The 13,036-nt window shown below is 45.0% G+C and carries 10 protein-coding genes; 5 read left to right on the top strand and 5 right to left on the bottom strand.

The window, feature by feature from the left end:
* Nucleotides 1–83 precede the first annotated feature (83 nt).
* The 4 genes from QWZ07_RS24330 to QWZ07_RS24315 all read right to left on the bottom strand — a co-directional run bounded on the left by QWZ07_RS24330 (nucleotide 84) and on the right by QWZ07_RS24315 (nucleotide 5,994).
* Nucleotides 84–608, bottom strand: a complete 525-nt coding sequence (locus tag QWZ07_RS24330; protein ID WP_017105415.1) for a phosphatase PAP2 family protein — start codon at nucleotides 606–608, stop codon at nucleotides 84–86.
* 291 nt (nucleotides 609–899) lie between these two features.
* On the bottom strand, nucleotides 900–4,007 hold the full coding sequence (locus QWZ07_RS24325) for an efflux RND transporter permease subunit (protein ID WP_102485466.1): 3,108 nt from the start codon (nucleotides 4,005–4,007) through the stop codon (nucleotides 900–902).
* Entirely contained in the window at nucleotides 4,004–5,335 is a 1,332-nt protein-coding gene (locus QWZ07_RS24320) for an efflux RND transporter periplasmic adaptor subunit (RefSeq protein WP_102306633.1), read from the bottom strand. Before QWZ07_RS24320 ends, QWZ07_RS24325 begins: the two co-directional genes overlap by 4 nt.
* Nucleotides 5,335–5,994: a TetR/AcrR family transcriptional regulator gene (locus tag QWZ07_RS24315; RefSeq protein WP_065113143.1), complete on the bottom strand. Its 660-nt coding sequence runs from the start codon at nucleotides 5,992–5,994 to the stop codon at nucleotides 5,335–5,337. The genes QWZ07_RS24320 and QWZ07_RS24315 overlap by 1 nt, the downstream gene beginning before the upstream one ends.
* A 568-nt stretch (nucleotides 5,995–6,562) precedes the next feature.
* Here QWZ07_RS24315 and leuA point away from each other — a divergent pair.
* From leuA to QWZ07_RS24290, 5 genes are all read left to right on the top strand, one after another.
* Nucleotides 6,563–8,110, top strand: a complete 1,548-nt coding sequence (leuA, locus tag QWZ07_RS24310; protein ID WP_009847816.1) for a 2-isopropylmalate synthase — start codon at nucleotides 6,563–6,565, stop codon at nucleotides 8,108–8,110.
* Nucleotides 8,111–8,207: 97 nt separating this feature from the next.
* Nucleotides 8,208–9,299, top strand: coding sequence for a 3-isopropylmalate dehydrogenase (leuB, locus tag QWZ07_RS24305; protein ID WP_012603169.1), 1,092 nt, complete (start codon nucleotides 8,208–8,210; stop codon nucleotides 9,297–9,299).
* Between the two features lie 117 nt (nucleotides 9,300–9,416).
* On the top strand, nucleotides 9,417–10,829 hold the full coding sequence (gene leuC / locus QWZ07_RS24300; RefSeq protein WP_054547852.1) for a 3-isopropylmalate dehydratase large subunit: 1,413 nt from the start codon (nucleotides 9,417–9,419) through the stop codon (nucleotides 10,827–10,829).
* 14 nt (nucleotides 10,830–10,843) lie between these two features.
* A complete protein-coding gene (gene leuD / locus QWZ07_RS24295; RefSeq protein WP_017105408.1) occupies nucleotides 10,844–11,446 on the top strand; it encodes a 3-isopropylmalate dehydratase small subunit in 603 nt (200 codons plus the stop codon).
* A 156-nt stretch (nucleotides 11,447–11,602) separates the two neighbouring features.
* Nucleotides 11,603–12,385, top strand: a complete 783-nt coding sequence (locus QWZ07_RS24290) for a DUF547 domain-containing protein (RefSeq protein WP_192854143.1) — start codon at nucleotides 11,603–11,605, stop codon at nucleotides 12,383–12,385.
* Between the two features lie 100 nt (nucleotides 12,386–12,485).
* Here QWZ07_RS24290 and QWZ07_RS24285 read toward each other — a convergent pair whose 3' ends face one another.
* Nucleotides 12,486–13,031 (bottom strand): DUF924 family protein, encoded by a 546-nt coding sequence (locus QWZ07_RS24285; protein WP_192854142.1) that lies wholly within the window; start codon nucleotides 13,029–13,031, stop codon nucleotides 12,486–12,488.
* Between the last annotated feature and the right edge of the window lie 5 nt (nucleotides 13,032–13,036).

Raw genomic sequence — 13,036 nt, 5'->3', positions numbered from 1 at the left:
GAAGATTAACAGTTCGATCTCTGCTGTCTTTGCCTGTGTCTTTTTAATATGAACAACAGAACAAACAGCCATACGACTAAGCGCTATAAAATGAAGTAAATGGCTAGGCTTGTGCACGCTATACCTAGCACTGCACCAATTAAGACATCCGTTAAAAAGTGCACACCGAGTAAGATTCGAGAACCAGCAATCGCTGTCGCCCAAATCAAGCTAAAGAGATAGAGACTTGGATAAAAATGTCCGATTAGAGTCGCCATAACAAATGCAGCAGCGGAATGCCCAGAAGGCAGGCTGTATTTATCTGATGGCACAATGTGAGAGTGAAGCAATGAAGAGAATTCGGCGGGTCTGCGGCGCTTTAGGGTGTTTTTGGCTAACCAATAAATCGGTAGCTCTATCGCAAAAGCGGCTAGACCAACCATTAAAAATTCACGACCTGTGTAGCCATCAGCTAACAGCGCAATCAGAGCGATCAACACATATAAGTGACCATCCCCGGTATGAGACACTGCTTTACTCAATGTTGCATGTTGCCCGCTATAACGGTTCTTCAAACAGAAAACAGAAAATGCCACATCCCAGCGGACAATAGGTTCGATAGTACGCATACGATCTCCTTAACAATCCTTATTCAGTTAAGGCTCAAGGTATGCCCCTGAAATGACAGTTAGGTGACGTTTTGAATGAACTAAAATGAATTTTGAAGCGAATTAACCGCTTTCACTAAGTAAGCTGATGGGAGCCAAGAAGCTGCCGATAAAAATAAAGCGACCCAAGGCCGCTTTATTCTTCTATGTTTTGCTTCTTTATATAAGCAAACAAACGCTACTTCTATCGTGTTAATGGTTATAGCGTTCGCCAATGATAATAGTGCTCACTAATGATAATAGCGCTAAAGGTTATAGCGCTAATGGCTCATGCTTTTTCACCAACCCGAAGTCCGCCAATATCGCGTAAGCGGCAGGGATCATAAACAACACCAGTAAGGTTGACGCAAATATGCCAAACACAATTGAAATAACCAATGGTTGGATAACCTGAGCCTGCAAGCTGGTTTCCGTCAACAACGGTAGCAAACCAGCTGCGGTCGTCATTGATGTCAAAAATACCGCACGGAAACGCTCGCGACTGGCCTTCACCACCGAGTCATGAACGCTATCTCCCTCATCAACATGGTGACGAATGTATTGCACTAGCAAGATGGAATCATTGACCACGATTCCGGCAAGCGACACAAAACCCATCATGCTCGGCATACTTAACGCGTGCCCTAACAGCCAGTGACCAACAACGACCCCTATGAAGGCCAGTGGGATCGCTAACATTACGACTACCGGTTCCAAGTAACTTCGGAACTGATAACTCAGAATCGCAAACACACCGAATAAACCCAGTAGGAAGCCTTTACCCATTGAGGCTCCGGTCTTCGCGGCGTCTTTAGCTTCCCCTTCGAAATCAAAGCGTAAACCCGGGTACTTCTGAATAAGTTTGGCGGCTTCATCTTTTTGGAACTGAGCCAGAATCGCGGATGAACTCGCTTTCTTATTATCAATATCACCAAAGATACTGATGGTTCTCAGCCCATCAATACGTTGAATTCGTACGTAGTTACGTTGGAAATCTAGCGTTGCCAATGTCGCTAGCGGGATCTGACTGCCATCTGCGGTAATGATTGGGAAATTAGCCAGTTGCTGTAAATCGCCTGCCTGTTCTTTATCAAGGCGTACCTCAATCGAAATGTTCTCGACCCCAATTTGGATTTCATCCGCAGTCTGACCAAAGAAGGCCGCACGCAATTGGGAAGCAATCATCTGTCCATTCACATTGTAGGTTTCCGCACCTGGGCGAAGTTTAACTAAAATCTCTTCTTTACCCATGCGCATGTCATCAAGCACACCATGTACACCATCAAACTGATTGAGGTACTCCTGAATATCTAAAGAAGCCGATTTCAATGCAGCAAGATCATCATGTTTGGCGCGGATCTCGATAGCACGACCGCCCGGCCCCATCGTAGGCTGTTTGAAAACTAGCGAGATAGGATCCGCCAAATCGCCGATGTCTTCCCGCCATGCATCAATAAAATCATCGATCACCGTGTTGCGACTCTCTGCACCACGCAAGTCTAAGCGCACAGTGGCTAAGTGTGGGCCTGATTCATTGGCATCTGCGTTTGCATTGAATTGGCTGGTGATATGCTCAACCAATTTATTACCGTCCTCAACCTCTTCACTCCACTGCTCATTCAAACGTTCAGCAGACGCGACTATTTTGTCGACGACTTTCTCAGTTTGAGACAGTGATGCGCCCGGTGGAAGAATGATGCGAGCCTCGGCAATATCACCATCCAGTTCAGGGAAAGGTTGGAACTTAACAACGCCACCAGCAATCAAGGCTACCGAAAGCAACAGCAGAGTCAGCACTCCGCCCATAAAGGCGTAGCGGAACGTCACGACCTTCTCGACCATATTCATCAAGGTCGTATTGCGGAAATTCTCGAACTTCTCAAGCAGAACGACTTTAAAGCGCAGTGCTGGCTTGTCGTTTTTTTCTTTGTGTAATGAATGAGATAAATGATTTGGTAGAATAAGAAACGCTTCGATTAAACTTAGCGACAACACCAAGATAAGTACCTGAGGCACCGCTTTAAGCACCGCGCCCATTTCCCCATCAAGAAACAGTAAGCTACCGAAAATACACACTGTGGTTAGGAAAGAAGATAGTACTCCAGGAAGCACTTTCTTTACGCCGTTGTACACCGCATCATCGACGCTTTGTCCCCTATCTAAATGGGAGGCTATCGATTCGGCTATCACTATGGCGTCATCCATCATGATACCAATCGCCATTAATAAACCGACCAGTGACATGATGTTAATCGATAAGCCCAAGTTAGCCATTAAGAACAAGCCACCAAGGAAGGCTACCGGCAAACCTGCCGCAACCCAGAATGAATATCGCAAACTGAAGAACAACCACATGGTGGCAAACACCAACACAATACCTTGCCAGCCGTTGCGCGCCATCATGGTTAGACGATCCCAAAGTACCGACGAGAGATCGTTGGTCATTTGCAGTGTCACACCATCGGGAGCAATCGCGCTTTGATCTTCAACGAATCGGGTGACATTCTCTTTGATTCGTAACGCATCATCTTCTTTGTTTTTACTGATCTTCAATAGCGCAGATGGCTTACCATCAAACAGAACCTTCTGTTCATCCAGTTCAAAGCGGTCGGTGATCTTAGCAATATCCCTCAAACGGATCACCGACCCATTCGGCGCAGATCCAACCACGATACTCTCTAATTCAACCGGCGTGATGCGTCTTTCATCAAAACGAATCAGGAAGTTTTTGTCTGGCGTCTCAACGTTACCACTCGGCAGCTTTACATTCTGACGACCAATTTGGTCTGCGATATCACCAACACTCAAACCCAACTGGCGAATGGCTTGGGTATCCAGTTCGACTCGATATTGGTGATCGGAAAAACCACTGACTTCGACTAAAGAGACATCGTAATCGAGCTTCATGGTACGTTTGAGGTCTTCGGCGTAAGCTTTGAGTTCAGGCCATGAGGTTTCGGCTGTAATCGCTATATCAACTACCGGTTCATTCCAATCCAGCTCTTGAACAACCGGCGATTCAATCTCGCTCGGGAAATCATTGATCGAGTTGATCTGAGTTTGCACGTCCACCAGCATTCGGCCAATATCCGCTTTCTCATTGAGTTTCAGAATAAGACGAGCACTGCCTTCTATCGCCTCACATTGAGTTTCTTCAATGTTGGCCAGACCATCGACGGCATCTTCCATTCGCACACACAAGCTCTCTTCCACTTCTTGTGGAGATGCACCGGGATAAACGATCGCCGCCATAATGTAAGGTGGATCATAGGCAGGAAAGGTTTCGCGCTTGATGGTTGATAATGAGGTCAAACCCATGATCAACAAACCAAGCATCAATAAGTTTGCTGCCGTCGGGTGTCGGGAGAAGAACCGAATCATGACGCATTCTCCTGCACATCCGCTGCTAATTCAGTAGAGTTTGACTCTTTGAGCAGCATGCCTTCAATCGCAGGTAAAACGTCATTAAGAATTAACTTATCACCCGCGTGCAGTTCACCATCCACCACCACTTGGTTATCTCTGCGATAAAGCACTTCAACATTCACCACTTGCAAGCGCTGACTGTCATCCATCAGGTAAACCTTATCACCGTGCAGTGCGCGCTCTGGGACAACCCAACTAAGGTTAGCCAAGCCTTCAATCTCTGCTTTGACGAACATGCCATTGACCAAAGGCGTTGCACTGCTTGGCTGCAAAGCTGCATAATCTTGGCCAATCTCAAGAATGATCCCTGCAGTGGCTTGGTTCTCATCAACGGTTTCGCTGATTCTCGCCACCTTTGCAGGCCAATTGAGGTTAAGGCTGCCACTGTTTAGCTGAATACTTGCTTTGATCGGCGCTTCATAAGGGTTTGGTATGCCTGCGGCATCACGAGGGAATTGAGTAAAGCTTGAGGCTAAAGTTTGCATATCGTGAATAGAGAGTTGCGCCTCAACTTCCATAACTTTAATCCCGTGAGCAACAAACATCTCTTGCTGAAGATTAACCACTTGGTTTTGTTCAATATCGACCTGAGCTATTCGCATCGCTCTAGGCAAAGTAATGGTCGTTTTATCCAAAGAGCGTTGCGCCTCTTTTACTTTTGAGACATTCACCTTAATCACTGCTTCCGCAACACGCTTTTCATCTGGCATCAATGCTATTTGGTTATCAATATCCAATACAAGCTTCTGTTGAGACAACGCACTTTGCTGCTGCAAGTCCACATCGGATTGAGAGGTGAGCCCTTTCTTGCGTAGATCTTGTTTACGTTGCAGCTCTTTATTGCTAATCACTAAGCGGTTCTTTTCGATCTTTAAAGTCTGCTTAAGGTTATCTTCTTCTTGATTTAACTTAGCTAATGAGGTCTGGCTTGATTTAAGATCCGCTTCAGCTTGTACCAACTTCAACTCGTAATCCAAGGGATCGATCTTAAGTACCTCAGTACCCGCTGGAATGATCTGCCCTTTTTCTAGGTCAGGATGTCGATAAACAATCTGCCCAGTCACCTCGGCGATGGCTTTCCATTCAACTTTAGGGACTACTTTGCCAAAGCCCACCGCCAACGGTGCGATCATTTGTTGTTCTAAACTGACGGTTTCGACTAGACGAGCCCTATCTCCCGCGGGCTTAGTCGGCAGATCCGGCTTTAAGCTAATCGCAGTCACAAGGCCGATGACACCAACCGCAAGTGCTGGGAAGAAGAGTAGTTTTTTATTTATTTTCATTATCTTTTGTCCTGCACTGCAGAAGGGCTCGGTGCGTTGATAAAGCCTTCAGTCATCAGTTGAATGTTGTGTTCGATTAAACGGTTAAGAAATTCTTCATTAATCTCAATACCATGAATAGCAAGTAAAGGTGGAGGCGCAATGAACGGGAACACCATCAAGCTTATATACGACACGCGGCAGAGTTTGGGATCCATCTCTTTTCTTAAGACACCTTGTGCCACCAACTTTTCAAAAATGACATCTTGGGCTGGCTTCGCCACATCGAGAAAAACCTTTTCGAGCAACTCTCTTTGCACTTCAGAGGGAGGCATATTCATCACTTGAGCAATCAAGCGAGGAAACTTGGGAACCTTGACCATCTCTTTGTAGTAAGTCCGCATTAAATCAAGAAAGTTCTCATGGCTGCTTTCTTCAACCAATCTCTGCATTTGCAATTGCATCGGTCGTAGCGTTTCACGCAGCATCGCCTCAAATAATCCGGCCTTACTGCCAAAGTAATAACGGATCATCGCAATGTTCACACCCGCACGATCAGCAATCAGGCGTGTCGAGACCTTGTCGTATGACTGAACGACAAACAGATCACGAGCATGCTCAATCAATAGTTGTCGAACATCTAAGTTCTGTTGAGGTCGCCCCGCTTTTCGTGCCGTCATGGCATTAACCTATCTCTATAATTAATCATTTGATTAATTATAGAGATAAACAGACATAACAGTAGAAGATTAATTACTCACTATTTAATCAATTGATTAATTACTTTGGTCACGCTTGTGATTTTTTTGGTGAATCGTTCCATTAAAAAGATTTACTACAAAGTTTTAACCTACACATCAACCAAACGATAAACTAACCCGCCAATACAAAACCACCATTCAGTTGATATAGCTAACACTCAAACAAAAAACAGCATAAACCAAACCAAAACACTGCCAATGTACGCTGATATTGGATTTTCTTGTTTGACGCTCAGAATAAATTACGGTAAATATGGTGTTAACAGTTTATTTACGGATATTTGTGTAATGATTTTTTCTTCTTCTCTACTGCTGAAACTTCTCCTTATCGTGAACCAATCGCGCGGGTAAGTTGTGGGTCAAGAACTACACAAATATTAAAACCCGCACTGAGCGGGTTTTTTTGTAACTGGCACTTTTAAAAGAACATCATTCTTAATAATAATTTGGATAGCAATCGATTCATTATCGATATAAGGAAGCACCCATGAACGATCAAGTAATAATTTTTGATACTACCTTACGTGACGGCGAGCAAGCATTGGCTGCAAGCCTTACGGTAAAAGAGAAGTTACAGATCGCTTATGCTCTTGAGAGACTGGGTGTAGATGTTATCGAAGCTGGCTTCCCTATTTCTTCTCCAGGTGATTTTGAGTCAGTACAAACCATCGCTAAACACATCAAAGACAGCCGTATTTGTGCACTTTCTCGTGCCGTAGCGAAAGATATCGATGCCGCTGCAGAAGCGCTTAAAGTGGCTGATCAGTTTCGTATTCATACCTTCATCTCAACATCAACGGTTCACGTGCAAGACAAATTACGCCGCAGCTACGATGACGTAGTAGAGATGGCAGTAAAAGCCGTCAAACACGCTCGTAATTACACCGATGATGTTGAGTTCTCTTGTGAAGATGCCGGTCGTACCCCTATCGACAACCTATGTCGTATGGTTGAAGCCGCGATTAACGCAGGCGCTAAAACCATCAACATTCCGGACACGGTGGGCTATACAGTACCGAATGAGTTTGGTGGCATTATTAAAACGCTATTTGACCGCGTTCCCAACATCGACCAAGCGATCATCTCTGTTCACTGTCACGATGACTTAGGTATGTCGGTTGCAAACTCAATAGCTGCTGTGCAAGCGGGCGCTCGCCAAATTGAAGGCACAATCAATGGTATTGGCGAACGTGCAGGTAACTGTTCTTTAGAAGAAATCGCAATGATCATCAAAACTCGTCAAGAGCTTTTGGGTGTTCATACTGGCTTGGATCACAAAGAGATTCACCGTACCAGTAAGTTGGTAAGTCAGCTTTGCCACATGCCAATTCAAGACAACAAAGCAATCGTCGGTGCTAACGCATTCAGCCACTCTTCAGGTATTCACCAAGATGGCATGCTAAAGAACAAGAACACTTACGAGATCATGACGCCTGAGTCTATTGGCTTGAAAAACAAAGCCTTAAACCTAACAAGCCGTAGTGGCCGAGCAGCTGTTAAGAGCCATATGGACGCGATGGGTTATAAAGATAATGAGTACAACCTAGATTCATTGTACGAAGACTTCTTGAAGCTTGCTGACCGTAAAGGGCAAGTGTTCGATTACGACCTAGAAGCACTAATGCACTTCGCGAATCTACGTGACGAAGATGACTTCTATAAACTTAACTACCTAAGCGTACAATCTGGTAGTGTTATGTCTACCACCAGCATCAAACTGCAATGTGGTGATGAAGAGAAATGTGAAGCTGCTGTCGGTAATGGCCCGGTTGATGCTTTATACCAATGTATCTACCGCTTAACAGGCTACGAAATCGCGTTGGATAAGTTCGACCTAACTGCAAAAGGTGAAGGCGAAGATGGCTTAGGTCAAGCTGACATCATTGCTAACTATAAAGGCCGTAAGTACCACGGTACGGGCGTTTCAACCGATATCGTTGAAGCTTCTGGTCAAGCGTTGCTACACGTTATCAATAGCATTCAACGTGCAGACACCATTGCTGAAATGAAGCAGCAAAAATTCGCGACAGTTTAAGACCCCAATAACAGAGCCCTAGAGCCGATGTTGTTGGCTTTAGGGACAAAATTTAAAACGAGCCAAACAGCTCAGTAACAAGAATTAAAGGATTAACATGACAGATAAATCATACAAAATTGCCGTACTACCTGGTGATGGCATTGGCCCAGAAGTAATGCAACAAGCACACAAAGTGCTAGACGCGATTGAAAAGAAACACGCAATTAGCTTTTCTCGCGAAGAGTATGATGTTGGTGGTATCGCAATTGATAACCACGGCTGTCCACTTCCAGAAGCAACAGTTGCAGGCTGTGAAGAATCTGACGCGGTACTTTTTGGTTCTGTCGGCGGCCCTAAATGGGAACACCTTCCACCAAACGACCAACCTGAACGTGGTGCCCTACTTCCGCTACGTAAACACTTCCAACTGTTCTGTAATCTACGTCCTGCGCAAATCCACAAGGGTTTAGAGTCTTTCTCTCCTCTACGTGCTGATATTTCAGGAAACGGGTTCGACATCGTTGTTGTTCGTGAACTAACAGGCGGTATCTACTTCGGTCAACCTAAAGGTCGTGAAGGCGAAGGCGCAACAGAGAAAGCCTTTGATACTGAGGTTTACCACCGTTACGAAATCGAACGCATTGCAAAGATTGCGTTTGAATCTGCTCGTCTACGTAACAAAAACGTTTACTCAATCGATAAAGCGAATGTTCTACAAAGCTCTATCCTATGGCGTGAAGTGGTTGAAGAAGTAGCGAAAGACTACCCAGATGTGAAACTAAGCCACATGTACATCGATAACGCGACCATGCAGCTAATCAAAGATCCATCTCAGTTTGACGTGATGCTTTGTTCGAACATCTTCGGTGACATCATCTCTGATGAGTGTGCAATGATCACTGGCTCTATGGGCATGCTTCCTTCTGCAAGCTTGAACGAAAGCAACTTCGGCCTATACGAACCCGCAGGTGGCAGCGCACCAGATATCGCAGGTAAGAACATCGCAAACCCAGTCGCGCAAATTCTTTCTGCAGCGCTAATGCTTCGTTACAGCCTAGGCGAAGAAGTCGCAGCACAAGACATCGAAACAGCGGTATCTAAAGCACTTTCTGCAGGTGAGCTAACTGCAGACCTTGCAGGTAAGAACCAAGCACTGACTACCTCTGAAATGGGTGACAAGATCGCAGAGTACATCTTAGCTTCATAAGCTAAATACTCCGATTAGAAGCAAGTACATAAGAATAATATCAAGCCAAGCCAGCGTAAACCGCATGACTTGGCTAGAAACAAACACTGGGACTGATGCTCCCAAGGAAGAAAAGCTATGTCGACAAACCAGCAAGCAAAAACCTTATACGAAAAAGTTTATGACGCTCACGTTGCGGTTGCAGCGAAGGGCGAAACGCCAATTCTTTATATCGATCGTCACTTAGTCCACGAAGTAACGTCGCCACAAGCCTTTGATGGCCTGCGTGAAAAAGGTCGTAAAGTTCGCCAAGTAGGCAAAACTTTTGCAACCATGGATCACAACGTATCGACACAAACTAAAGACATCAACGCTTCTGGTGAGATGGCTCGTATCCAAATGGAAACGCTATCGAAAAACTGTGAAGAGTTTGGTGTCACGCTTTACGACCTAAACCACAAATACCAAGGTATTGTGCACGTAATGGGCCCTGAGCTAGGTATTACTCTGCCGGGCATGACCATCGTATGTGGTGACTCACACACGGCTACACACGGTGCATTTGGTTCTCTTGCATTCGGTATCGGTACTTCAGAAGTTGAGCACGTTCTAGCAACTCAAACGCTAAAACAAGCTCGCGCTAAAACCATGAAGATCGAAGTAAAAGGCAAAGTCGCTGAAGGCATTACCGCAAAAGATATCGTGCTCGCGATCATCGGCAAGACAACAGCCGCTGGCGGTACAGGCTACGTAGTTGAATTCTGTGGTGAGGCAATTACTGACCTTACAATGGAAGGTCGTATGACGGTATGTAACATGGCAATCGAGCTTGGCGCGAAAGCAGGCTTAATCGCTCCAGATGCAACGACATACGAATACATCAAAGGTCGCAAGTTCTCTCCACAAGGTGAAGACTTAGAAGCAGCAATCCAATACTGGGATACGCTAAAAACCGATGCTGATGCAGAGTTCGATGCGGTTGTTACACTAGAAGCAGCAGACATCAAACCGCAAGTTACTTGGGGCACTAACCCAGGTCAGGTTATTTCGGTAGACACACCAATCCCTGCACCAGAAAGCTTCGCAGACCCTGTTGAAAAAGCTTCAGCAGAAAAGGCTCTAGCGTACATGGGTCTTGAAGCGGGTAAATCTCTATCGGATTACAACGTTGATAAAGTCTTCGTAGGTTCTTGTACTAACTCGCGTATCGAAGACATGCGTGCAGCTGCAGCAGTAGCAAAAGGCCGCCAAGTAGCGAAACATGTTCAAGCATTGATCGTGCCGGGTTCTGAGCAAGTCAAAGCACAAGCTGAAGCTGAAGGCCTAGATAAAATCTTTATCGAAGCAGGCTTTGAATGGCGCCTACCTGGTTGCTCTATGTGTCTTGCAATGAACAACGACCGTTTAGGTCCACAAGAGCGCTGTGCTTCTACATCAAACCGTAACTTTGAAGGTCGCCAAGGCCGTGATGGTCGTACGCACCTAGTTAGCCCAGCAATGGCAGCCGCAGCGGCTATCGCTGGTCACTTTGTCGATATTCGTGAACTTTAATTAGAGGATTTAACATGTCAGGTTTTCAACAACACACCGGATTAGTCGTTCCTCTAGATACGGCCAACATCGATACTGATGCGATCATTCCAAAGCAGTTTTTACAGAAAGTGAACCGTATCGGTTTTGGTAAGCACTTGTTCCACGACTGGCGCTTCCTTGATGATGCAGGCCAACAACCAAACCCTGAGTTTGTAATGAATGCACCACGCTATAAAGGCGCTTCAATTCTACTGGCTCGTGAAAACTTTGGTTGTGGTTCATCTCGTGAGCACGCACCTTGGGCGCTTGCCGATTACGGTATTCAAGTGATGATCGCGCCAAGCTTTGCCGATATTTTCTACGGCAACTCAATCAACAACCAGATGGTTCCGGTTCGTCTTACAGAGCAGGAAGTCGATGAACTATTCCAGTTCGTTGAGGCAAACGAAGGTGCTGAGATCGACGTTGATTTAGAAGCAATGAAAGTCCGTGCAAACGGTAAAGAGTACTCGTTTGAAATTGATGAGTTCCGTCGTCACTGTTTGCTGAATGGCCTAGATAACATCGGCCTAACGCTTCAACACGCAGATAAGATTTCAGAGTTTGAAGCTAAGATTCCTAGCTTCCTAAAATAATGAGACGTTTCTGAATAAATCTAAAGGTTGGCCAAGTGCCAACCTTTTTTATTTGGCTAAGCTTTTAACTTAACTTCATATGTTTATTTAAATGAAGAGCAATGAAAGAAAATGGTAAGCCTTAAGGTCTTAGTAGTCAGTCATCAGGAGAATGCCATGAAACAACTACTTTTTATTGTCAGCTTACTTTTCTCAACCTTAGCTTGGTCGGCGCCGAAATCTGAATTGTGGCCGTACTGGAATCAAAGTAATGAGGTCAACTCGGAACAAATTTCTCATAAAAGTTGGCAGAAATTCCTCGATAACTACTTGGTTAAACAGGGGCAAAATACGCTAGTTCGCTATAAAGCAGTGAACACCGCAGATAAGAAAAAGCTCAAGCAATACATCAAGCAACTCGAGCAGGTTAATCCGCTCGACTACTCAAAAGCGGAGCAGTATGCCTATTGGGTTAACCTATATAACGCCGTGACTGTCGATCTAATTATCGATGCTTACCCAATAAAATCCATCACAAAGCTCGGCGGACTGTTTAGTTTTGGACCGTGGGGAGATGATGCAGTGAAGGTAAATGGGAAGTCGCTGACACTCAATGATATTGAACATCGAATCTTAAGACCGATTTGGAAAGATCCACGCACGCATTATGCAGTGAATTGCGCGAGTTTAGGTTGCCCTAACTTACAGCCTCAGGCCTTTACTGCTGACAATACAGAAATGCTACTAGAACAAGCGGCGACCGAGTTTATGAACAGTGATAAAGGTGTGTTAGTTAAAAGCAATAAGCTCCAACTATCATCGATTTACGAATGGTTTGCTGTGGATTTTGGTACAGAGAAACAGCTCATTCAGCACTTAGACCAGTATCGAACAAAGCCGGTGACGAACACTAAAAAAATCAGTTATGACTATGATTGGTCGCTTAACAAAGTGAATTAGTTTTAACATTAAAGCTCATGAATGAAGCGAAACAAAAAGAGGCTAGAGGTTTTTATTAACCTCTAGCCTCTTTTTTATCTATTGAACCGGATTTCAACAGTTAAAAGCTTGAACCCGGTTGCTGCAAGAATTCAACCTCTTCAGGAGTCGAAGCTCTACCTAACACCTCATTACGGTGAGGGTAGCGACCAAAGCGCTCAATAATCACTTTATGCTTAAACTCAAAATCCAAGTTATTCTCTAAGCCTGTCTGGGAAAAAAGCAGAACCGCTTGTTCATGCATCAGCAAAGACTCACTGTGCATATAAGGCATATACAGGAAGCTTTTTTGTTGCTCGTTAAGCTGGTGATCAAAACCACCGGCTACCGCCTCTTGGGCTAGAGCCAACGCCATTGGGTCTGCTGAAAATGCAGCCGGACTGTTTCTGCCAATATTTCGAGAAAACTGATCCAGCACGATAATTTCAGCCAAACGTCCTTGTGCGTTTTGTCGCCATTCAAATAGCTCACCATGAGCCGCGGCCTTGTGCACCTCAGCAAATCGGGACTCTATCAAAGCATCAATTTCTTCGCCGCCAGTAAACCAGTCTTTTGGCGTCAATTCATCGAACCAAAACTCTAGAACATCCTGATACGTTACCGTCATATAAT

The sequence above is a fragment of the Vibrio lentus genome (assembly GCF_030409755.1).
In the GTDB taxonomy this organism is placed as follows: domain Bacteria; phylum Pseudomonadota; class Gammaproteobacteria; order Enterobacterales; family Vibrionaceae; genus Vibrio; species Vibrio lentus.
The sequence above is the reverse complement of the archived record's forward strand: the minus strand, read 5'-3'. Positions and strand labels throughout refer to the sequence as shown.